At 74.3% G+C, this 22378-nt stretch carries 18 protein-coding genes; 9 read left to right on the plus strand and 9 right to left on the minus strand.

The genetic code is table 11. From position 1 onward, the window contains the following. Window positions 1–25 precede the first annotated feature (25 nt). The 4 genes from BBH68_RS25695 to BBH68_RS25710 all read right to left on the minus strand — a co-directional run bounded on the left by BBH68_RS25695 (window position 26) and on the right by BBH68_RS25710 (window position 5650). Window positions 26–907, minus strand: a complete 882-nt coding sequence (locus BBH68_RS25695) for a peptidoglycan-binding protein (protein ID WP_065965879.1) — start codon at window positions 905–907, stop codon at window positions 26–28. Between the two features lie 761 nt (window positions 908–1668). After that, on the minus strand, window positions 1669–3660 hold the full coding sequence (locus BBH68_RS25700) for a GDSL-type esterase/lipase family protein (RefSeq protein ID WP_170066598.1): 1992 nt from the start codon (window positions 3658–3660) through the stop codon (window positions 1669–1671). 242 nt (window positions 3661–3902) lie between these two features. After that, window positions 3903–4163 (minus strand): hypothetical protein, encoded by a 261-nt coding sequence (locus tag BBH68_RS25705; RefSeq protein ID WP_065965881.1) that lies wholly within the window; start codon window positions 4161–4163, stop codon window positions 3903–3905. Between the two features lie 161 nt (window positions 4164–4324). Continuing rightward, window positions 4325–5650 (minus strand): glucarate dehydratase family protein, encoded by a 1326-nt coding sequence (locus BBH68_RS25710; RefSeq protein WP_065965882.1) that lies wholly within the window; start codon window positions 5648–5650, stop codon window positions 4325–4327. A gap of 169 nt (window positions 5651–5819) precedes the next feature. Here BBH68_RS25710 and BBH68_RS25715 point away from each other — a divergent pair, with 169 nt between their 5' ends. The 3 genes from BBH68_RS25715 to BBH68_RS25725 all read left to right on the plus strand — a co-directional run bounded on the left by BBH68_RS25715 (window position 5820) and on the right by BBH68_RS25725 (window position 11283). Then, window positions 5820–6611 carry an IclR family transcriptional regulator gene (locus tag BBH68_RS25715; RefSeq protein ID WP_065965883.1) on the plus strand — a complete coding sequence of 264 codons (792 nt, stop codon included), beginning with the start codon at window positions 5820–5822 and terminating at the stop codon, window positions 6609–6611. A gap of 162 nt (window positions 6612–6773) precedes the next feature. Beyond that, a complete protein-coding gene (locus BBH68_RS25720) occupies window positions 6774–7775 on the plus strand; it encodes a zinc-dependent alcohol dehydrogenase family protein (RefSeq protein WP_065965884.1) in 1002 nt (333 codons plus the stop codon). A gap of 109 nt (window positions 7776–7884) precedes the next feature. Beyond that, window positions 7885–11283 carry a hypothetical protein gene (locus BBH68_RS25725; protein WP_065965885.1) on the plus strand — a complete coding sequence of 1133 codons (3399 nt, stop codon included), beginning with the start codon at window positions 7885–7887 and terminating at the stop codon, window positions 11281–11283. 79 nt (window positions 11284–11362) lie between these two features. Here BBH68_RS25725 and BBH68_RS25730 read toward each other — a convergent pair whose 3' ends face one another. Then, window positions 11363–12913 carry a helix-turn-helix domain-containing protein gene (locus tag BBH68_RS25730; protein ID WP_245738309.1) on the minus strand — a complete coding sequence of 517 codons (1551 nt, stop codon included), beginning with the start codon at window positions 12911–12913 and terminating at the stop codon, window positions 11363–11365. A 251-nt stretch (window positions 12914–13164) separates the two neighbouring features. On the opposite strand from BBH68_RS25730, the gene BBH68_RS25735 reads away from it, so the two are divergent. Then, the gene (locus tag BBH68_RS25735) at window positions 13165–13797 is read left to right on the plus strand and encodes a hypothetical protein (protein ID WP_065965886.1); all 633 of its coding nucleotides are present in this window, start codon (window positions 13165–13167) and stop codon (window positions 13795–13797) included. A 204-nt stretch (window positions 13798–14001) separates the two neighbouring features. On the opposite strand, the gene ssgD is transcribed toward BBH68_RS25735, so the two are convergent. Beyond that, window positions 14002–14418, minus strand: a complete 417-nt coding sequence (gene ssgD, locus BBH68_RS25740) for a spore wall synthesis regulator SsgD (protein ID WP_065965887.1) — start codon at window positions 14416–14418, stop codon at window positions 14002–14004. 231 nt (window positions 14419–14649) lie between these two features. Here ssgD and BBH68_RS25745 point away from each other — a divergent pair, with 231 nt between their 5' ends. After that, complete coding sequence (locus tag BBH68_RS25745; protein WP_065965888.1) at window positions 14650–16113, plus strand: zf-HC2 domain-containing protein; 1464 nt, start codon at window positions 14650–14652, stop codon at window positions 16111–16113. 21 nt (window positions 16114–16134) lie between these two features. On the opposite strand, the gene BBH68_RS25750 is transcribed toward BBH68_RS25745, so the two are convergent. Further along, window positions 16135–16593: a (4Fe-4S)-binding protein gene (locus BBH68_RS25750; protein ID WP_065965889.1), complete on the minus strand. Its 459-nt coding sequence runs from the start codon at window positions 16591–16593 to the stop codon at window positions 16135–16137. 290 nt (window positions 16594–16883) lie between these two features. Between BBH68_RS25750 and BBH68_RS25755 the strand changes: the two genes are divergently transcribed. Both BBH68_RS25755 and BBH68_RS25760 read left to right on the plus strand, forming a co-directional pair. Further along, on the plus strand, window positions 16884–18104 hold the full coding sequence (locus BBH68_RS25755; protein ID WP_065965890.1) for an RNA-guided endonuclease InsQ/TnpB family protein: 1221 nt from the start codon (window positions 16884–16886) through the stop codon (window positions 18102–18104). A gap of 140 nt (window positions 18105–18244) precedes the next feature. Further along, window positions 18245–19336: a WD40/YVTN/BNR-like repeat-containing protein gene (locus BBH68_RS25760; protein WP_245738311.1), complete on the plus strand. Its 1092-nt coding sequence runs from the start codon at window positions 18245–18247 to the stop codon at window positions 19334–19336. Between the two features lie 55 nt (window positions 19337–19391). Here BBH68_RS25760 and BBH68_RS25765 read toward each other — a convergent pair whose 3' ends face one another. Beyond that, complete coding sequence (locus tag BBH68_RS25765; RefSeq protein ID WP_065965891.1) at window positions 19392–19691, minus strand: YciI family protein; 300 nt, start codon at window positions 19689–19691, stop codon at window positions 19392–19394. A 30-nt stretch (window positions 19692–19721) separates the two neighbouring features. Here BBH68_RS25765 and BBH68_RS25770 point away from each other — a divergent pair, with 30 nt between their 5' ends. Then, window positions 19722–20453, plus strand: coding sequence for an endonuclease V (locus BBH68_RS25770; protein WP_065965916.1), 732 nt, complete (start codon window positions 19722–19724; stop codon window positions 20451–20453). A gap of 253 nt (window positions 20454–20706) precedes the next feature. On the opposite strand, the gene BBH68_RS25775 is transcribed toward BBH68_RS25770, so the two are convergent. Beyond that, window positions 20707–21204: a DUF1203 domain-containing protein gene (locus BBH68_RS25775; RefSeq protein WP_065965892.1), complete on the minus strand. Its 498-nt coding sequence runs from the start codon at window positions 21202–21204 to the stop codon at window positions 20707–20709. A 202-nt stretch (window positions 21205–21406) separates the two neighbouring features. Here BBH68_RS25775 and BBH68_RS25780 point away from each other — a divergent pair, with 202 nt between their 5' ends. After that, window positions 21407–22345, plus strand: coding sequence for a dihydrodipicolinate synthase family protein (locus BBH68_RS25780; RefSeq protein ID WP_065965893.1), 939 nt, complete (start codon window positions 21407–21409; stop codon window positions 22343–22345). Window positions 22346–22378: the final 33 nt, after the last annotated feature.

Consider the following 22378-nt stretch of genomic DNA (forward strand, 5'->3'; position numbering starts at 1 on the left):
TACTCACCACGGCGGCGCCGAGGGGCTACACGTTGGGGACGCGCAGCTTGTCCCAGCTGGTGCGGCCCGGGGTACCGTCCGCGTCATCGCCGGAGTACCCCAGCTTGCGCTGCCACGCCGCGTAGGACTTGCGGTCCGCCTCGGTCCACTCCGGGCCCGGCCCCTCCTCGTACCGCCCGCAGCCCTCGGCGACCAGGCGCTTGCCCATCGCGGTGATGATCCTGCTCTCGCGGCCCATCCGGAAGAAGGCCGAGCCCGGGAACGGCTCGTACTTCGCGGGCGGCTTCGGGGTCTGCGGCTTGGGGCCGTCCGGCTTCGCGCCCAGGCGCTTGGCGATGCGCGAGCGCATGGTGTCCATCGAGAAGCCCCGCGGGTCCACCTTGCCCGGCTGCCACTCCAGGTGGCCGATCACCGACCGCTGGGACCAGCCATGGGCACGGCAGATGGCCGCGGCCACCTTCTCGATCGCCAGCTTCTGCGCCTCGGGCCACGGGTCCTGGCCGTCGCCGAGGTTGATGCACTCGAAGCCGTAGAAGTGGCGGTTGCCGTCCGTGTCGGCCTCGTTGTCGCGGGGCAGCGCGGTCTCGTTGACCACGGCGTTGAGCACGTCGCGGTCGCCGAGGCCCGCGTGGTTGGCCCGGCCGTTGCCGACCAGGTGGACCGCGCCCGACTTGTCGATGACGCCGTGGCACAGCGGCCCCGGCAGGGAGGAGTGGCCCTCGTAGCACAGCTCCACGGAGGAGGCCGTGCCCTTGGTGACGGTGTGGTGGATCATCACCCCGTTCACCGGACCCCAGGGCCCCTTCGAGTTGCGGTTGTGGGTGCGCCAGCTGCGGTACTCGTGGACTTCCAGTCCCTCGTCGCGCAGCGCCTTGAGCAGGCGGTCGGCGGTCAACGGAGTGGCCATCGTGATGTGCTCCTTCGATGAGGGGGACGTGGTGAGGTACGGATCTCGTGGGCGTGGGGCTCAACCCGCGGGCCTACGCCTCCCGCTGAGGCCCGGCCTCCGGCTCCGTTTCGGCCGCCGCCCGGGATCGGCCGTCACCCACGCCAGCGGCGCGTAGCGCAGCCCGTTCCGCCGCCTCGGCGATCGGGCGCTGCACGGCCTCGGGCAGCCGCGGGGTGGGCAGTTGGTCGGAACGCGTTCGCCGACGTGGTGACCGAGGCGATGGCGCGGACGCTGCTGAGAAGCTCTTCGATGTATACGCCGGGACAGCCCGCGTGCGTCGGCATTCCCCCTCCGTTCTCTGAGTGCATCAAGAGATGAGGAGGGGAAGTGAAGGACACGCGCGGTCGTGCGGCCGCTTTGCGCACACCTTCTCCAGCACTTCCCCCGTCACACACCCCGCGAAATCGGTACCGCAGGGTTGAGCCGTCGCTTGCGGCTCCTGATGCATCAGTGCCTCTTTGCCTCTTTGAGTTTCTTTCCCCTCTTCAACGCGGGTCAAGGAGGCGTTCCGGTCATTTCGGTGATCCCGGAATTCTAGATCTTTTTCGCTTGAGTCCGACTTGGGTGAGTCATTGCGCTGCGGAGATGCGGCGGCGATTCTTGATCGAATGCCGGGGCGAGGGGAGCGGCTGGGGCGGGAACGAGCCGAATGGGCGGGCGCTTCGGCGCGCCGCTTCGCGGTCCGCCGGACCCCGGGATATCGCGCGCGCGGGTCCGGGTCAGCCGAGCTTGGCGGAGATGATCGGGGCCAGACGGTCGGCGATGGCGCGGTGGCCCTTGTCGTTCGGGTGGACGGAGTCGGAGAGCTCGTCGGCGGCGAGCCAGCCCGTGGTGTCGACGAAGGAGACCTTGGCGTCGCCGCCGCTCACGGCGGCGTTCACGGCCGCCTGGGTCTCCGGGACGAAGCGGCCGCGGAAGGTCTCCAAGGCGAATATCCAGGCGTTCGGGTACGCGGCGCGGACCTTGCGCAGCAGGCTGGAGTACGCGGCCTGGAACTGAGCCGAGGTCACCCCGCGGCCCACGTCGTTGGTCCCGAGGTTGATGACCACCGCGTTGGCCTGGTAGCGGGAGAAGTCCCAGTCGGGCGTGATGGCGTTCGGGTTCAGCTTGGTGAACTGCTGTTCCAGGCTCATGCGGTCGTCCGCGGTGTCCACGAGGGCGGCGCCGCCCTGGGCGATCTGGGTGTGGTCGGCGCCCAGCCGCTCGCCGATGAGCCAGCCGTACGCGGTGCGGGCGTTCTGGGACGTCGTGGTGCCGACGGTGATCGAATCGCCGATGAATTCGATCAGTTTTTTGGGGGTGGGCGGGGTGAAGGTGGTGGCCCCGCTGTCGAGGGCCAGCCCCTGGAACACCGCGTCACCGTGATAGGAGCCCGCGACCACCTGGTAGTTGACCTGCAGGGTGTGGTTTCCGGCGGACAGCGGGGTCGGGGTCAGGTTCACCGTGCCCTTCGCCTCGTCGTAGAACGTGGCGGGGCCGCCGTCGATGCCGGCCCACAGGTCGATCGCGTCGCGCTGCTTGAGCTTGACGGTGCGCCCCGTGAAGCCGGTGCGGACGTAGGCGCCCGCCCAGTAGGGGGTGTAGGCGGTGGTGGAGGTCTTGGTGTCCCAGCGGCCGGTGAACTTGACGTTGGGGTCGCCCGGGGCCCCGGGGGCGACGGCCGCCGCCTCGGTGGCGGCGGCGCCCAGCTTCGCGGCGACGATCGGGGCGAGGCGGCCCGCGAACTTGGTGTGGCCGGACTCGTTGGGGTGCCCGTTGCCGTCCTCGTAGTCGGTGCCGTCGGTGAGCCAGCCCGTGGTGTCGACGTAGGAGACCTTGGCGTCCCCGGCGCTGTTGCGGGCGCTGACGGCGGCCTTGGTCTCGGTCACATACCGCTTCTTGAGGGTCTGGACGGCGAAGAGGACCGCGTTCGGGTACGTGGCGCGGATGTCGCGGAGCAGGCCGGTGTACGCCGCCTGGAACTCGGCCCCGGTGACGCCGTGCCCGATGTCGTTGGTGCCGAGGTTGATGACCACCGCGCTCGCCTGGTAGCGGGAGAAGTCCCAGTTCCGGTCGCCGGTGGAGGCGGTCTTGAAGAACTGGGTGGCCAGCCCGGTGCAGCCGTCCTTGCCCACCAGGCAGTAGCCCGAGCGGGCGATCTGGGTGTGCCGCATGCCCAGCTGCTCGCCGGTCTTCCAGGCGTAGGAGTCGAGCGCGAGGCGGTCGGTCAGGGCGCCGGCGGTGATGGAGTCCCCGACGAACTCGATGAGCTTCGCGGGGACCTGGGGTGCGGTCGTGCCCGCGCCCGGGTCCAGGACGAGGCCCTGGAAGACGGTGTCACCCGAGCGGTAGGAGATCCGGAGGGTGTGATTGCCCTGGGGGAGGGGCCGCGGGGTGAGGTCGACGGTGCCCCTGACGCCCGCGTAGAAGACGTCGGCGCCGCCGTCCACGCCGGCGTAGAAGTTCACCGCGTCGCGGACCTTGACCTTCACGGTCGTCCCGGTGAAGGCCGTCTGGAGATAGCCGCCGGTCCAGTTGGGCACGGCGGCGGTGCCCGAGCTCAGGTCCCAGCGGCCGACGTAGGAGATGTTCGGGTCGGTTACCGAGCCGTTGCCCAGGGTCTGGGTGGCGTGCGCCGCCTGGGCGACGTGCGCCCCCTGGATGGCGTGCGCCGCGGCGTGCGCGCGGGGGCCGCCCGGGGCCAGACCCCAGACGGTAACAGACGTGGTCATGACAAGCAGAAGCATTCCGCGTGCCGCGCGGGCGACCGCACGGGCGGGTGATCTCCTGACGGGGGATGCGGTCGGCTGCATGGGCCGTCCTCTCTGGCGGGGGTGGGCGCGGGCGCCGGCCCGGGAACCGGGGGAGCGCTCCCATCGCGGGCGCGCCCACGATGGAAGCGTTGAATCGGTTCAACGTCAAGAGAGGTGACCAGGTTCGAAAATCCCTGTTGAAAGTTCGAACCGAAAGGTCGTCAAAAGGTTTCGTCCGGGCTGCCGATGACATCCCGGACGGTCTCGACGATCTCCGGTACCGCCCCCGCGGGGGCCGGGTCGAGCGCCACCTGGCGCTCGAACTCGGCCAGTGCCTCCCGCATCATGGTGGGGTGTTGCACAAAGGTGAGCTGGACGACCTCGGCCCCACTGTCCACATAGTCCCGCTCCCCCTTCTCCAGGGCGGTGACCAGGTCCCACATCAGGCCGACCGCCTCGCTCGCGTCCTGCGGTGAGTGCATGACATCCTCCGCTGGTCCCGTGACTCACGTACGGTCCCGTTCCTCGGACTGAGAGTGTCCCGCCTCGCCGCGGCGTCGCGCAGCCGTAATGCGATAAGCGACAACGCGCGTCGGGCTTCGACCGGTTTCCGTGCGGTCTGTGTACGGTCGGCCGTCGCGGGCTACCAGCGCGGAACGGACGGGGTGACCCAGTCCGGCTCGACGACGCGCATGGCCGCCGTGTCGTCCCGGTCCCGGAGGGTGCCGTCGTCGTCCAGCCACCGCTGGTGGAGGGCGGCCAGCTCGGCGCGGTCGAGTTCGACGCCCAGGCCGGGCGCGTCGGACACGTCCAAGTGGCCGTCGCGGAAGGTGAGCCGCTCGGTGACGACGTCCTCGGTCTGCCAGGGGTAGTGGCTGTCGCACGCGTAGTCCAGGTTGGCCACCGTCGCGGCCACATGGGTCATCGCGGCCAGGCTGATGCCCAGGTGGGTGTTGGAGTGCATGGACAGGCCCACCCCGAAGGCGCGGCAGATGGCGGCCAGGTCGCGGGTGTTGCGCAGCCCGCCCCAGTAGTGGTGGTCGGACAGCACCACCTGCACCGCGTCCCGGGTGAAGGCCTCTCGGATCTCGCCGAAGGTGGTCACGCACATGTTGGTGGCCAGCGGCACCCCGGCCGCGGCGGCGACCTGGGCCATCCCCTCGGTGCCCGTGGTGGGGTCCTCCAGGTACTCCAGGACGTCGCGCAGCGCCCCGGCGACCTTCAGGGAGGTCTCCACCGACCAGGCGCCGTTCGGGTCCAGTCGCAGCGGCCGCCCGGGGAACCGCTCGGCCAGCGCCCGGATCGCGGCGATCTCCTGGTCCGGCTCGAACACCCCGCCCTTGAGCTTGAAGGAGCCGAAGCCGTAGTCGCGGGCGAAGCGTTCGGCCTGCGCCACCACGCCGGCCGGGTCGAGCGCCGCGTCCCAGTCGTCGGGCTCGCCCGCGCCGCCCGGGTGCTCGGCCCAGCGGTAGAACAGATACGCGCTGTACTCGACGCGGTCGCGGACCTTGCCGCCCAGCAGGGCGTGCACCGGCATCCCGACGGCCTTGCCCCAGGCGTCCAGGCAGGCCACCTCGAATCCGGAGAGGATCGACAGCCGCAGCTTGTCCGCGGTCTGCACCCCGCGCTGCCCGCCGACGTCCAGCGCGTTCTCGACCTGGGCGGGGTCCACCGCGACCTCGTCGGCCAGCGCGAACAGCGCGTTCAGGTCGTTCGCGGCGCGCCCTTCGAGCTTGGCGGCCAGCGGCCGGGCGAGTTCCAGGTACTTGGTGTCGCCGTAGGTCTCGCCGAGGCCCGTCACCCCGCCGGCCGTGACCACCTCGATGATCAGCCGGGGCGTGTAGGGCTGGTGCACACCCTGGGTGTTCAGCAGCGGCGGATCGGCCACCAGGATCGGGGTCAGCCGCACCTCGCTGATGGTCAGGTCGGGGATGCGGGCCGTCGGGGTCGCCGGGGGCGTCGGGGTCATCGGGTGTCTCCCGCGAGGCCGGGGGCCGTTACGCAGGCCGTTACGCCGGTCATGGCGTCTCCCTATATAGATAGCGTCTATGTATGAAGATGGAGGCTAGGGAGGTGGACGAGGGCCCGTCAATACCCGTGACGGCGGTCGTCGCGGCGCGCCGTTTACGATCTGACGCATGTCCGATACCGGCGGCGTACGCGAAGTGAAGTCCGCGGCCCGCACCGTCGAGCTGCTGGAACTGCTCGCCGCGCGCGGCGACCGCCCGGCCCGGCTGCGCGAGCTCGCCGACCAGCTCGGGGTGCCGCGCAGCAGCATGTACGCGCTCCTGCAGACGCTGATCGACCGGGGCTGGGTGCGCACCGACGCCACCGGCTCGCTCTACGGCATCGGCATCCGCGCCCTGCTCGCCGGCACCAACTACCTGGACAGCGACCCGCGGGTGCGCACCGCCCGGCCGTACCTCGACGAGGCGTCCGACGCGCTCGGCGAGACCATCCACTTCGCCCGGCTCGACGGCGGCGACGTCGTCTATCTCGCCACCCGTGAGTCACATGAATATCTGCGGCCCTTCAGTCGGGTCGGCCGCAGGCTCCCCGCGTACGCGGGCGCGCTCGGCAAGGCGCTCCTGGCCGAGCGGGACGAGGCCCGGCTGCCCCTGCCCGACGGCCCCTGGGAGCGGCTGACGCCCAACACCCACGCCGACCGCGCCTCGCTGGCCGCGGATCTGGCGCGGGTGCGGGAGCGGGGCTACGCGATCGACCGCGAGGAGGGCGTCGCGGGGATCGCGGGCTTCGGGTTCGCCCTGCGCTACGACTCGCCCGCCGTCGACGCGATCAGCTGCTCGGTGCCGACCGCCCGGCTGACGGAGGAGCACGAGCGGCGGATCGTCACCGTCATGCGCGAGATCCGCGGCCGCATCGAGGCCGCGACCCCTGGCGCCGCGGCATCCGCCCCGCAGTGGCGTTAGATCCCGGGGGCGTCGGTTCCCGCCGTGGCGCCGAGTGGTCCGCCCCGGCGTTAAGTTTGATGACGGTCGAAATTTGACAGTCATCGTACTTTCCGCTTGGGTCGAGCCACGGCGGCGCGGCCCGCGCGCGGCCGTCACCGTGTGCGAGAAGGGGGAGACGTGATGGCCAGAACAGTACGGTTCCATGAGCACGGCGGGCCGGAGGTGCTGCGGCTGGAGGACGTGGAGGTCGGCGAGCCCGGCCCCGGGGAGCTGCTGATCCGCGTGGACGCGATCGGCCTCAACCGCGCCGAAGTGCTCTTCCGCGGCGGCCACTACATCGAGCAGGTCAGGCGGTTTCCCGCCCGGCTCGGTACCGAGGCCGCCGGCGTGGTCGAGGCCGTCGGCGCCCAGGTGACGGGGTTCCGGATCGGTCAGCCGGTCAGTGTGGTGCCCGCGTTCTCCATGAACGACTACGGCGTCTACGCGGAGCGCGCGATCGTCCCCGCCGCCGCCGTCGTACACCGCCCCGAGGGGCTCGACGCGGTGGCCGGGGCGGCGGTGTGGATGCCGTATCTGACGGCCTACGGCGCGCTGGTGGAGGTCGGCGGGATGCGCGCCGGCGACACCGTCGTCCTGACCGCGGCGTCCAGCAGCGTGGGGCTGGCCGCCCTCCAGATCGCCCGACGCGTCGGAGCGGTGCCCCTCGCCACCACGCGCACCGGCGCCAAGAAGGACGCGCTGCTCGAGGCGGGCGCGGCCGAGGTGATCGTCACCGACGAGGAGAACCTCGTCGACCGCGTCCTCGACCTGACCGGGGGCCGGGGGGCCGAGTTCGTCTTCGACGCCGTCGCCGGACCCGGAGTGGTGGACCTGGCCAAGGTGGTCGCCCCCGACGGCACGCTCTTCCTGTACGGCGCGCTGAGCGGCGAGACGACCCCCTACCCGGGGTTCGAACTGGGCATGCCCGCGATGAACATGCGCACCTACACCGTCACCCGCGAGCTGACCGCGCACCCCGAGCGCCTGCGCCGCGCCGAGGCGTTCGTCTCCTCCGGCCTGCGCACCGGTGCCTTCCGACCCGTCGTGGACCGCACCTTCCCCCTGGACGAGATCGCCGAAGCCCACCGGTACATGCAGGCGGGCGCCCAGGTGGGCAAGATCGTCGTCACCGTCGACCACTGACCGCCTCCGCGGGCGGCCGGGCCCGGCGTCTGCCGTCAAACCAGCGTCTGCCGTCAAAGGGGGCGGGGCGGCGTCCCAGGCCGTCCGGGCCGCAGGCACAATCCCTGCCATGGCCCGTGATCCCCAAGCCTCGCCCGCCCTGGCCGACGAGCTGCTCGCCGCCCTCGATCCGCTGCCCTACCCGCGCCGGATGCGGGAGCTGGCCCTGCGGGCGAGGGCGGCGAGCGCGCGCGGGCAACTGTCCGGGCTGCTCGACGAGCTGTCGCGGCGCGGCGGATACGAGCGGGCGCTGGCCGTCACCGCCGCCGCGGTCGGCGGCCGGACCGACTACCTGGAACAGCGGCTGGCCGACCCCGACCCCGTCGTGCGCGGGCACGCCCTCGGGGCCGCGCGCCGCGGCCGGCTCGCCGACGCCGCGCTGGAGGCGGCCTTCGAGGACGCCCCCGCCGCCGTACGGCGGGGGCTCATCCGTACGGTCGTCGCCGGCCGGCGCACCGCGCTCGCCGACCGGCTCGTCGACCCCCTGCGGGAGCGGTGGGGCGACGCCCCGGCCGCCCGGCTGCTGCCCGCCTGCGGGCCCGCGACCGTCACCCGGCTGCTCCCCGACCTCTTCCACGCCGTCGGCAGCTGGCGCGCCCTCTCCTCCCGCCATCCCGCGGCCGTCCTCGACGAGGCCGAACGGCAGCTGTCCGCGCTCCCGGAGGCGCTGCGCGGCGACTGGTGGTTCCGCCACGCCCCCTGCGTCGCCCTCGCGGCGCCCGCCGAGCCACGGCGCGCCCTCGACCTGCTCGAGCGGCTGTGCCACAGCCCACTGCCACTGCCCGTGCGGCACCGGCTGGGGACGCTCGCCGCCGCCGAGCCCGGACGCACGATACGGCTCCTGCTGGCACCCGAACACGCCGGTGTCCTGCGCGGCCGCGGCCTGGAACGGGCCGTGCTGCGCCGCCTGGTCCGCGCGGACCCGCCCGAACTGGCCGAGCTGGCGCGGGCGCTGGGCCACGACGCCCACGCCCTGGCCCGGCTGCTGGCCGCCCTGCCGCCCGCCCGCCGCCCCGACGTCTTCGACGCGGCCGTCGCCGAGCGCGACCTGAGCCACGCCGACGTGGAATCCGCCCTGCTCGAGGTGGTGCCCCGGCCGCGCCGGGAAGCGGAGGCACGCCGGATGGCCGCACGGGCGCGCGAGCGCGGCGCGCACTGGACCACGGTCCTGGAAGCGGTCGCGTACCTCCCGGTCGGCGAGGCGCGCGACGACCTGCTGGAGGCCACCCGCCGCTCCTCGGCCGAGGACCGCGCCCTGGCCTACCCGCTCCTCATACACAACACCGCGCGCTCCGGCGACCCGGACGCCGTCACCTCGCTGCTGGCCCTGCTGGAGCGGCTGCGCAACGAGCGGGACCCGGTGCGGTCGGCCGCGCTGGGCGCCCTCGCCGGCACCCACCCCTCCCTCTTCCTCGACGCCGCCGCCGAACACCTCGACAAGATCGCCACCGACGCCATCCAGGCCCGCGACTCCTCGGCCGCCACCCGGCAGGCCCTGCGCCGGCTCGCAGTCGCCCTCCTGCGGGAACACGCGGTCACCGGGCGGCGGGAGCTGATCGGCTGGGCGCTGCGCACCATCACCCGGCTCGCCGGAAACATCGGCCCCACCGACCTCGGGCGGCTCGACCACACCCTGCGGCGCGGCCAGGAGCAGGCGGTCCTCGAAGCGCTGCGGCCATGGCTGGAAGCGGGCGCCGACCGGGTCGACCACGAGCTGACCTTCGCCCTCGCCCGCTCGCTCGGGCGCCGCGCCCACGCCCTGCCGGAACTCCAGGACCTGCTGCGGCAGGCCATCCGGTTCGGCGGCGACGCCACGGTCCGCACGGCCGTGGGGCTGTGGCTGGACGACCCGGCGCGGCGGGACGCGCGCGTCGACGAACTGCTGGCGCAGGAGCCCTCGGCGGCCGTGCTGCCGCCCGTCCTCGCGGTGCTGACGCACCGCCGCACCGACCTGCTCGACCTCGTCCTGGACGACACCCCTCCCTACGGCCGCTTCCTGACGCCCGGCAGCCACTGGACGCCGCCGGTGGACCACGGCACCAGCCGCTGGCTGCCCCGGCAGCGCGCCGCCGCCGCCCGGATCCTCGCCCGCGCCGCCGCGGACGACTCGCTGCGCACGGACCAGCGCACGAGCGCCATCGCCGCCGCCGCGCGCATCCCGGGCCACGGCGCCGAGGCCGCCCTGGCCTGGACCGACGCGGACGACGTGGTCCTCGCCGAGGCCGCCCTCGCCGCCCTGGCCCACACCGACCGCCCGGGCGAGCAACTGCCCCTGCTGCTCGCCCACGCGGGCGGCGACCGGGCCCGGGTGGCGGTCTACGCGGCGACGAGGGCGTCCCTGTACGTGGCGCCGTCGCGGCTGGAGGTCCTGCTGCGCGGGGTGCTCGCCACGGCCGTGCCCGCCAAGGTCACCAGCCGCAAGGAGGCCGCGCGGCTGGCCGCCACCCGGCTGCCGGCCCCCGCCGCGGCCGCGCTGCTCGCCGACGCCTACGACGCGCCGGGCCAGCACCACGACGTCCAGGCGGCCTGCGTGGCCTTCGCGACCGGGCTGCTCGGCCGCGAGTCCGCCTGGGAGCTGCTGTCGGCCGCCGCCCGCGGCCGGCGCGAGCTGCGCTGGGCCGTACTGCGCACCCGCCCGCTCGACCTGCCCGAGCCCCACCGCGCCCGCTACGCCCGGCTCGTGCGGGATGTGTGCGACACCGACGACCCCGAGGTCGCCCGGGCGGGCCACACCGCGCTCGCCGTCTGGTCCCCCTGGGCGCCCGACGCGGCGGCGGTGCTGGTCGCCGCCGCCACCGACCTGGACAACCGGGCGAGCTGGCACTCCGCCGCCGACGCGCTGATCGACCTGATGGCCGCCGCCCCCGGCGGCATGCCCGAGGACAACCCCCTGGCCTGGGTACTCGCGGCCCTCGCGGCCGCCGACGCCCACCCGCACACGCCCGACGCCGAACCGGACCGCGACCGTCCGGCCCGCCGCCGCATCGGGCGGATCACGGCCCGGCTCGCCCAGCACAGCCGGATGCGGCCGGGCACCATGCGGCCCGTCGCCACCGCGGCCGGCGAACTCCTCGCGGGCTACGAGCCGTTCGTCGCGGACGCCGCCCACGTCCTGGTCAACGCCATCGACCTGGACGCCGAACCCGGTGAGCTCACCGCCGCGCTCGGCCGGCTCGCCCGGCTGCACGCCACCCGGCCGTCCCTCGCCGCCCGCACCGCCGACACCCTGCACGGAAGGTTGCGCACCGCCGCGCGGCCCGGACGGAGCGAAGCCCTGCTGCGGGCCGCCCGGGAGCTCGGCGACGACGGAGCGCTCGCCTCCGGGCTGTTCGCCGTCACCCTCACCGGTGTGGGCGGGGCGCGCGCGGAATGGGCGGAGCCCTGGCGGACCCGGCTGCGCGCGCTGCGCCACCACCGGCACCCGGACGTCCGCGACGCCGCGCTGCTGCTCGCGACCGCGCAGGAGTGACGCGCCGCGAGCCCGATGCCCAGAGACCCGATGCCCAGGGACCCGATGCCCAGGGACCCGACGTCCCGGAGCCCGACGCCTAGTCATTCCTGCGCCACACGCCCTCGTCGTACTGATAGCCGTACTCCGGGCGCCCCTTGACGCCGCTGGTGCGGAACGGCGCGCCGTGGTCGTCGATCCGTATCGTCCCCTCGCGGTCGCCACTGGTCCAGTCGAGCTCCAGGTACCAGCTGCAGTCGCAGCCGGACGTACGGGCGTTGACCAACAGCACCTCCGGGTCCGTGGCGGAGACCCGGTACGGGAAGCGCACGGCGGGTATCGGCTCGCCCGCGTCGCTGCCGTCCGTGGGGATGGGCAGCGGGCGGTCGGCGTCCAGATCGACGGAGAAGGCGCGCGGGGTCAGGGAGCCCCCGCAGCCGTTCTCCATCGCGAAGGACGACCAGGGCAGCGGGGCGCGCCGCCCCACCACGCGGACGTGCAGGTCCTGCAGCACGACGGCCGACTCGGACCGGCCCTTCACCGTCACCTCCACGTTCGTGGTGCCGCCGTGCACCGCGCCGTGGGCGGATGCCCAGGCCGCGGCGTCCTGCTCGACGGGCGGCGGGGCGACCTGGGACGGGGGCCGGTCGATGAGATAGCGGTGATCACAGCGGTTCTCCCAGACGTGGGAGCGGGTGCTGAGGGTGAGCGGGGTGCCGCCGCCGGGCTTGTCGTCCCGGCCGCCGCCCCCCGAGCCGCCGGTGCCGGATCCGTCCCGCTTCGGCGACGCGGAGGCGGACGCGCCGTCGCCGCGCCGCTCGCCGCCCCGGGGCGAGGCCGAAGCGCGCTCCTTGGTCGTGTCGTCCTTCTTGAGCTCGCCCCGCGCGGTGGGGCCCGCCGCCGGCGCGGAGCCCGACGCCGCCGAGGAGGGCGCGGGGGACGAGGCGGCCTCCTTCCGCTCGTCATCGGTGGTCGGCCGGACCTGCACGGCCGTGACGGCGAGCACGGCCGCGGCGGCCACCCCCATCAGTAACGCCCACGGCCGGGTCCGCCAGGCGTGGAGCCCACCCGACCGCCCGGCGGCCCCACCCGCCACCGGCACGGGCCTCAGCCGCCCGCGCGCCACGGCGCCCCGGGCCCCGGCCTTCGCGTCGCGCAGGTCGGTGGTGTTTCCCCGCTCGGTCGCGTCTTCCGCCGGGCGGCCCGGCTCGTCCGAGGGGTCCTGCGGTGCGCCGGCCGCCGCGTCGCGGTCCTCGGCCCGGGCGGCCGGGCCGCCTCCGGCCGTGGGGCCCGGCGGGCCCGACGGGGTGGCATCGTCGGGCGGTGACGGATCACCGTCCGAGGACGTACCCGCCGGAGCGAGGCCCTCCCCCCGGGGCCCGCCCCGGCCGGAGGGCGACCGTCTCGCCGCGTCCGCCAGGATCCACCGGCGGTGCAGGGCGATCAGCTCCTCCGGACCGGCTCCGCACAGCCGCGCGAACCGCTCCACCGCCGCGTACTCCGCGGGCACCGCGTCGCCGTTGCAGTAGCGGTGCAGCGTCGAGGTGCTGACGTGCAGCCGCGCGGCCAGCGCGCCGTAGCTGCGACCCGAACGGTCCTTCAGTCCGCGCAGACTCTCCGCGAACTCCATGATCTCTTCCCCGCCGGCCACCTGTGACCACCCCCCACATATCCATACACCGCCACCCGCGCTCACGTTCCACCGTCCCGCGGGCGCGTTCCAGGCTGTTGTCATTCCCCCAAGTCAGAGTACGTGCAGGCATTCCGGCGTCCCGGATGCCACGCCATCCGTAGCGGCCCCGGCACGGCGGCGCCCACGCTGGGGACCAGTCGCCGCGACCGCAGCGGCGGATCACCGACCCGGACCGCGGGGACGCGGACCGAAGAGACGGGAAACACTGCATGCACAGGCACAAGCACAAGCGCTCCCACCGCGCCGCCGCCCTCGGCGCGGTGGCCGCGGCGGCCGTCGTGGCCGTCGTCGGGACCGGACCGGCCCAGGCGAGCGCTCAGGCCGTTCCGGCTCACCTGGCGCCCAGGGAACTGCCGCCGCACCCGGCGTCGGACTGGTACGCGAGCGACGTCATCAAGGGGCTGCCGGAGAGCGCCCCGTTCTGCGTGGAGAACACGCTGCCCTCCGCGGGAGCCACCCACCGGACGTTCTGGACCGAGTACGACACGAACGCGACCCAGATCGTGGTCAGGACCGGGACCGTGGACGCGGCCCGCAAGCTCGCCGCCGCGGCCGAGAAGAAGATCCAGAACTGCGCGGCCGACTGGGAGCGGAAGGTCCCCGCGGGCACCGCCTCCTGGCGGGACTACGGGACGGTCCAGGCCGAGGACGGGGCCCATGTGTACGGCGTGCACACCTCGCATCCCGACTCGGAGCCGGGCATCCACCTCTTCGGGGTGGGCCGCGACGGGCGGACCGTCACCATCGTCCGGTGGGGCGAGATGGGCGGCTACGACCAGGCCCCGGTGGACGCCTTCAGGCACACCACGACGACCGCGGTCGTCAAGCTCTACCAGGAGTAGCGGCTCGTACGGCACTCGCCGGCCACGGGGCACCCCATCCGGACGTGGCGGCTACGCGCGCGCAAGGGGGGCGCGCGTCGTCGTCACGCCGGGTGTGGGCGACGTGACCGTACGGCGCGGGGATCAGGCCGGACCCGGGCCCACTGAGGAGAGGCCGATCGGTCAGGGGCGGGTTCGGCGGTCAGGGGGTGATCCCGCCGCGCTTCAGGCCTCCCGCAGCAGCGCGGCCAGGGCGTGGTCGAGGTCCAGCCGGCCGCTCTCGCTGCCCTCGGGCACCAGGGCGTACGAGCGGTCCAGGAAGAGCCGCAGATCGTCGGTGTCGAACTGGACCATGGCCATGCCCTCCGGGGCGTGGAACTCCAGAACGGTGCGCTGCGGGCCGCACGGCCACATCTGGACGTCGCCGCTGCCCGCCGGGCCCCTCAGCCCGGCCGTCAGCAGCTCGCGCCCGAAGGTCCACTCCACCGCCGCCCCGTCGAGGGACGCGGCGGGCGGGAAGGAGACGTGGACGGCGAACGGGTCCTCGCGCTCGTAGCGCAGGTACGCGGGGATGGCGCGTGCCTCGGGCGTCGACGCGATGAGGCGTGCCTGGACGGCTTGATCGATGACGGTGGTGGTCACAACGCCTGCTCCCTTGCGATCGGGCGGGTCCTTGGCCTCTCTCTACGTCCTTAAGACGTATGGGCGATCACCCCAGTGCACCCGCGGCGGACGTGACGTGTGTCACGACCATGTATTCGGGTGGAGATGCGACATTTAGGCTTGCGGAATCCACGCAAAGTCTCAGGTGCCGTGCTGAGCTGTTACAAAACCGCGGCGGCGGCGAGGCACCACTTCAGGGGTTGTTCCACCATGACCGAAGGTCCCGCAGAGCTGGACGCGGACGCCTACATCCGGCTCCATCAAGACCACCGTTCGGCGCTCCTCGTCTACGCCCGCACCCTCATCGGCACTCCCTGGCCGGCCGAGGACGCCGTCGCCGAGGCGTACTTCCTGGTCTGGCGGCGCCTGCGGTCCGGTGAACCCGTCGATGACGTCCCGGCCGCCCTGAAGGCCACCGTGCGCGACCTCGCCAGGTCCGCGGCGAGCCGCGACCGCGCGCAGCGCGTCTCCTACGTCGACCTGCTGGCCCGCGTCATCGAGGAGCTGCCGCAGCGGTGGGTCAAGGCGCTGTGGCAGGCGGAGGCGGAGCGGCAGCCGCCGGTGGCCGCGGGCCGCCGGCCGGCGGCGGGCGCGAGCCCCGCCGCCGCCCTGGAGCGGGCCCGGGACGGCGTGCGCCAGCACTTCCTGCGGGCCCAGCCGGGCACCCCGGCCGATCCGGCCTGCGGCTGGTGCTGGGAGCGGCTGCCCGAGCACGTACGGGGCGTGGACTCGCCGTCCCAGGCGGAGCAGGTCGCCGTCCACGTGGCCGGCTGCGCCGACTGCCGGGCGCGGACGGAGCGGCTGATGGCGGCCGACGCCCGGCTGTCCGCGCTGCTGGGCCCGGCGCTGCTGACCCTGCTGGCCCGGGGGAGCGCGGACTACCTGGTGCCGCTGGCCCGCGCGGGCGGCGCGGTGGCCGCCCTGTCCGCGGGCGGGGCCCACGCCGCCCCCTCGGGCCCCCTGACCTCCGCGGCCCGCTCCGCGGGTCATCTCGTGCGCCGCCGGGTGACCCGGGCGGGCCGGCCGGTCGCCGTCGCGGCCGGGGCCGGCGCGCTGGCCGTGGCGGGGGCGGCGGTGGCGGCCGGGCTCGTCCTCACGGGCGGCGATACGCCCGGTGACGAACAGCGCACGGCGGCCTCGGCGCCCGACTCGGGCTTCGGCTCCCCGCCGTGGGGGCAGGAGGCGACGCGGTCGGACCCGGCGGGACACGGGAAGGCGTCGGGCGTCGCGCCCTCGGGGCGCCCTGGCGCGGGCACCCCGTCCGGCGCCGCCGACCGGTCACCGGAGCGGTCGCCGTCCTCCTCCTCGGGGTCTGCCTCGCCGTCCTCGCCGTCCTCGTCGGCTCCCGGCGCACCCGGGAGCGCGCCGGCGTCCGCGGGGCCGTCCACACCGTCCGGGAGCGGCGCGAAGACCCCCACCCGGCCGCCGGCCACGCGGCCGACCGCGAAGCCCTCGCAGAGCGCCACGCCCAAGCCGACCAAGACCCTGGAACCGACCGGGACCGCGACGGCCGGGCCGACCGCCACGCCGACCGAGTCGCCCTCGACGGAGCCGGCCACGCCGACCGCTCAGCCCACACCGACCGATTCGGCCAAGCCGGCCAAGCCGACCGAGCAGCCCCCGGCGGCCGGCCGCGACGGCCGCGACGGCCGGGACGGCTGGGAGAACGGCTAGGCCCTCAATACGGCTGAGCCCTCAACACGGCTGGGCGGTGCCGACGGCCAGGCCCGTGCCGCCGGGCGCGGTCCGGCCGCCGCAGGGCCCGGAGCCGTCGCAGTACGGGGCGTTCGCGCTGGTCCCGCAGCCGCACAGCGTCGCGCGGGTCTCCCGGCGGGGCCCGGCCGCGGTCTCGACCACGAGGTCGCCGCGGACGAGGATCTGCCCCGAGTCCGTACGGGCGACCGCCGTGGGGCGGACCGGCGTCTCGGTCTGGCCGTTGGCCATCCGGTAGCGGAGCGCGCCCGACGTGCAGCGCCGGACGATCTCGGCGACCACGTCGGCGGGCGCGCCGTCGGGCTGGATCCACGGCTGCCGGTCCGGGTCGAAGACCTGGGGGAGTGCCCGTACGCACTCGCCCGCGCGCAGACATCGCTCCGCCTCGTAGTGGATCGTGACCATGGCTCCCACATACGGCTTCGAGCGCTCGCCGTCCATACCGCCGCCTCCTCGCTCCCCGCCCCGCCCTCACCGGGATTCCCGGAGGATGCCCCGGCCTTCGGACCGGGGAGAAATCCGGATTCCCGCGTAGCGGGGCAGGGGGAAGCCGGATCGCCGTCGGGCGATCAGGCGTCCGCCCGGGGAGCGGTGAGGACGACTGCGAAGAAGGCCGGTGGGTCCCGGAGTTGCTGGGGGACCGGCGGTCCGTGGCGGCTGGGCGGTCACCCGTTCGAGTAGTGCTGCCGGAATCCGGAGTGGCCGCCGGGCGGTGACGTTACGTTAGCGGCATGACGACGCCACGTGAAGTCGAGGGGGCCGGGTATGCCCGGTACACGTACCGGCTTCGCGTGTCCTCGACCGCCCGTACGATGCTGCTGGCGGAATGGGCTCGGTGCCGGTGGATCTGGAACGAGTGCGTGGCCAAGTCCAGGGCCATCCACCTGCACAACAAGACTACGGGTGAGAAGCGGACCTGTGGCCCAGCGCAGCTGGACAGGATGCTGACGCGGGCGCGGGAGTGTACGCCGTGGCTGCGTGAGGGCTCGAGTGTGGTGCAGCAGCAGGTGATCCGGGACTTCGGCAGGTCGCGTGCCAAGGCTCAGAAGGACATCCGGGAGCGGGTGCCTCAGCGGCGGCGGGCGGGCATGCCGGGGTGGAAGAGGAAGCGTGGGGCCGCTCCGACGCTGAACTACACCCGGCGCGGGTTCCGGCTGAGGGACGGTCGTCTGCATCTGGCGGGTGGGATCGTGGTGTCGGTGGTGTGGTCGCGGGGCCTGCCCGCCGAGCCTTCCTCGGTGCGCGTGTACCAGGACAGTGTCGGGCACTGGTACTGCTCGTTCGTGGTTCCGGCCCAGGTGGAGCCGCTGCCTGGGACCGGGCGGGTGCTGGGCGTGGATTGGGGCGTGAAGCAGATAGCGACCACCACCTCCCACGCGCATGATCTCCCGCACGCCCAGTACGGCCGCAAGGCGCAGGCCGGGCTGGGCCGGTATGACCGGATGATGGCCCGCCGCAGGCCGAAGAAGGGGCAGGCCGCCTCGAAGGGTTACCGCCAGGCGAGGAAGTGGCGGGCGAAGACTTACGGGAAGATCGCCCGGCAGCGGCAGGACACCGGCCGCAAGTGGGCGAAGAAGGCCGTGACCGACCATGACGCCATCGCGGTGGAGGACTTCAAACCCCGGTTCCTGGCCAAGTCCTCGATGGCGCGGAAGGCGGCGGACGCGGCGATCGGCGCGACGAAGAAGGCCCTGATCGAGATGGGACGCAAGCACGGGCGGGACATCCGCCTCGTGCATCCCGCGTACACCACCATGGACTGCGCGCGGTGCGGAGCGAGGACCAAGCACGCACTCCCACTGTCCGAACGTACCTACACCTGCACCGCGTGCGGAGCCGTCTCCCCCAGGGACAAGAACTCCGCCCGCGTGATGCTGGTCCGGGCAGGTCTCGACCCGGCTGGTGCCGAGGGCGTAAGACCTGCGGGAGCGCTGCTCCCGCAGGCGGCCTGAGCCAGAAATCCCCTCCCTTTAAGGAGGGGAGGATTCAACATAGGAAGGCCCGCCCCGCGATTCGGCGTCCGGGCTCACTCATCCGTGGACGGAGTCCCGCCGATGGGCTAGCTTCCGGCCCCATGAGGGACCAGGGGATCATGAGCATGATGAGACGTGTGGTGGCGGTCGGGCTGTGCGGCGCGGCGCTCGCCACGGCCGTCGCCGCCGCGCCCGCGCAGGCCCGGCAGGCGCGCCCGGAGGGCGTGTCGGGCGCGGGGTGGCGGCTGAAGGACAGCGGCACGGACGCCCGGTTCCGCGGGCTCGCCGCCGTCAGCCGTACGACCGCGTGGGTGGCGGGCTCGAAGGGGACCGTGCTGCTCACGCACGACGGCGGGCGCGGTTGGCGCGATGTGTCGCCCCCGGGCGCGGAGGGGCTGGAGTTCCGGGACGTCGAGGCGTTCGACGGGCGGCGCGCCGTGGTGCTGGCCATCGGCGAGGGCGAGGCCTCCCGGGTGTTCCGTACGGACGACGCCGGGGCGACCTGGACGGAGACCTTCCGCAACACCGACCCGCGCGCCTTCTACGACTGTGTGACTTTCTTCGACGCGCGCAACGGGATCGCGCTCAGCGACCCGGTCGAGGGGAAGTACCGGGTCCTGGCGACCGGCGACGGCGGGCGCAGCTGGCGCGTGCTGCCCTCGGACGGTATGCCCGCCGCGCAGCCGGGCGAGTCCGCGTTCGCGGCGAGCGGGCAGTGCCTGGTCAGCTCCGGGCGGCGGGACGCGTGGTTCGCCACGGGCGGCGCGGCCGGCGCCCGCGTCTTCCACTCCGCCGACCGCGGCCGCACCTGGACGGTGGCCGACACGCCGCTCCCGGCGGGCGACCCGGCGCGCGGCGTCTTCGGGCTCGCCTTCCGCGACGCCCGCGTCGGCCTCGCCGTCGGCGGCGACTACCGGGCCGGGCAGGCCTCCCCGAAGGCGGCCGCCGTCACGGCGGACGGCGGGGCCGGCTGGACGGAGGCCGCCGCGCCGCCGCCCGCCTACCGCTCGGGCGTCACCTGGCTGCCGCACAGCCGCCGCACCGCGCTCGCGGTCGGCCCGACGGGCACCGATGTGACGACGGACGGCGGCCGCACCTGGCGCACGGTGGACCCGGGCTCGTACGACACCGTCGACTGCGCCCCGGACCTCGGCTGCTGGGCGGCGGGCGAACAGGGCCGCGTGGCCCGTCTGGAGCCGGCCCGGAGCTGAGGGACGGGGGGTGAAGGGCCAGGGGGCGAGGGGCCGGGGGGAGGAAGGGCGGAGTTCAGGACGGCAGCTGCTGGCGGTAGGCCTCCAGTTCCGGAGCGGTCTTGGTGGCCAGGAACTCCGTGATCCGGTACTCGCACACGCCCGCGACCGAGAACGGGTCGGTCGCCACCAGCTCCTCGATCCTGGCCCGGTCGTCCCCGACCGCCAGGATGACCCCGCCCTCCCGGGGCACCTTGCGGCCGGAGGCGATGAAGACCCCGGAGGCGTAGTGGCCCTCCAGCCAGACCACGTGGTCGGGGAGTACGGCGTCGACGCGCTCGAGGGGCGCGGTGTAGGTGAGTTCCAGAACGAACATGATCGCGAGGCTAGTACCGTGGAGCGCATCATGACCAGCACGTCCGACCCCCGGCCCCCCGCCGCTCCCCGCTACGAGCTTCCGCCCGGCTGGCCCGCGACAAAGGCCGAGGCGGCCGCCGTCCAGGAGCGGCTGCGGGGCTCCGTCCTGGTGGGCGGGGATCTGCCCGCGCCGGGCGCCGGCACGGGCGCCGTCGTGGGCGTGGACGTCGCGTACGACGACGAGCGGGGGCGGGTCGCGGCGGCCGCCGTCGCGCTCGACCCGCGCGGCCTGACGGTCGTGGGGGAGGCCACGGCGGTCGGCCCGGTCGCCTTCCCGTACGTGCCCGGCCTGTTGGCGTTCCGCGAGATCCCGGCCGTCCTCGACGCGCTGGCCACCCTGGACCGGCTCGGCCACCGCCCCGACGTGGTCGTCTGCGACGGCTACGGCCTCGCCCATCCGCGCCGCTTCGGGCTGGCCAGCCACCTGGGGGTGCTCACCGGGCTGCCCACCATCGGCGTCGCCAAGAACCCCTTCACCTTCCACCACGACGCCCCGGGCCCGCGCCGCGGCGACTGGTCACCGCTCCTGGACGGCGCGGAGGAGGTCGGCCGCGCGCTGCGCACCCAGGACGGCGTCAAGCCGGTCTTCGTCTCCGTCGGCCACCGGGTAACCCTCGCGGCCGCCTGCGCCTACGCCCTTCACCTGGCCCGCGACTACCGGCTGCCGGAGACGACGCGGCGTGCCGACGCGCTGTGCCGCCAGGCGCTGGCGGCCGCCTGAGGGACCCTCACGGGGCGCGCCGCACGCGCCGCCGCACTGGGCGCGCCACCCGCGGGAACCGCGCCCGCCGCACCGGGCGCGCCCGCGCGCGGGCAGCGCGCGTACGCAGCGCCCGCGTCGCCCGCCGCGTCGCTCAGCGCGCGCCCGCCCGCGCGCCCACGCGCGGGGCAGCACCCGCACGAGCCGTCCGCGCCGTACTGGGCGCACGGGGCGCGCCCGCCCGCGGACAGCACTCGCACGCACGCCGCGTCGCTCAGCGCGCCGTCCGCCGCGTCTCCGCGTGGAAGCAGCCGTACACCACGGACCGCACATGGACCACGGCCGCCTCCGGATTCCGGCGGTAGACCTCGGCCAGGCCCTCCTCGATCGTCATGTCCCCGCCGTCCAGCAGCAGCCCGCCGATGATGTCGCCCGCGGCCGAGTACGCCCGCAGCACCCGCTGCTCGCCCCGCATGGCGTCCGGGTAGTCGCCGCCCTGCCAGCCGCCGCAGTCCTCGGGGTGGATGAAGACCGGGCCCACCTCGTCGTACGGGCCGGGCGTGGCGCCGGTTTCCCGTGCCCAGCGGCGCAGCGGGGCGTACGAGACCAGGGCGATCGTCTCGCCCGGACGGCTGCGGCTCAGGCAGCAGCGCAGCGGGTTGCCGCCCTCGTCGTCCACTACCGTGCGCGGCGGGTTGCCCGCGTCGTCGCCGGTCCGCAGCTGCTTCAGCACGTCGGGCGCGATGGCCCGGATCTCGTAGTCCTTGCTCATGCCGTCCATGCTGGCCGCCGGGGGCGGGCCGAGCTGGCGGGATTCGGACGGCGCGCTGTGCGGACGCCGGCGTGCGCGGGGGCTTGACACCGTGCTGGCCCTCCGTCAGATTCAGCCCGCGGACGTGGGACGTCCGATGTCCTGAATGACCAGAACATGAATGCCCGACATATTCGTACGCTCGTCAGAAGGCTGGGTTCCGATGAGTCTGCCGACTCCGCTCACCGGTGTCGTTCCGCCCCTGTGCACCCCCCTCACCCGCACCGGCGAGGTCGACACCCGGTCCCTCGCCGCGCTCGCCGAGCGGCTGATCGGCGCCGGGGTCAGCGGTCTGTTCGCCCTCGGGTCCAGCGGCGAGGCCGCCTATCTGAGCGACCGTCGGCGCCGCACCGTCCTGGAGACCGTGACCGAGGCCGCGGCCGGCCGGGTGCCGGTGCTCGCCGGGGTGATCGACATGACCACCGAGCGGGTGCTCGACCACGCCCGCGCGGCGGCCGCGGCGGGCGTGGACGGCCTGGTGGCCACCGCGCCGTTCTACACCCGCACCCACTCGGCGGAGATCGCCGACCACTTCCGGCGCATCCGCGGCGGCGCCGGGCTGCCGCTCTTCGCGTATGACATCCCGGCCTCCGTGCACACCAAGCTCACCCCGGCCCTCGTCCTCCCGCTCGCCGCCGACTCCACGCTGGCCGGGCTCAAGGACAGCAGCGGGGACGACGGCGCGCTGCGCCGCCTCCTGGTCGAGGTGCGCCGGCGCGGGCTGGACGGCTCCTTCTCCGTGCTCACCGGCTCGGAGCTGGCCGTGGACGGGGCGCTGCTGGCCGGGGTGCACGGTGTCGTCCCCGGCCTGGGGAACGTCGACCCGGCCGGCTTCGTACGACTGTACGACCATGCCCGGGCGGGCCGCTGGAAGCAGGCGGCGGCCGAACAGGACCGGCTGGCCGCCCTCTTCGCCCTCACCGACGTCGGCGACCCTGCCGCCATGGGAGGCAGCTCCTCCGCCCTCGGCGGCTTCAAGGCCGCCCTCCACCTGCTGGGCGTCATCGACTGCCCGGCCACCGCCCCTCCCCAGGTGCCACTGGACGACGCCGCCGTGGACTCCGTACGCCACATCCTCGAGGACGGAGGGCTCCTCCAGTGACCACACCCCTGCCCTGGTACCGGGAAGTCACCC

The sequence above is a fragment of the Streptomyces sparsogenes genome (assembly GCF_001704635.1).
Classification (GTDB): domain Bacteria; phylum Actinomycetota; class Actinomycetes; order Streptomycetales; family Streptomycetaceae; genus Streptomyces; species Streptomyces sparsogenes.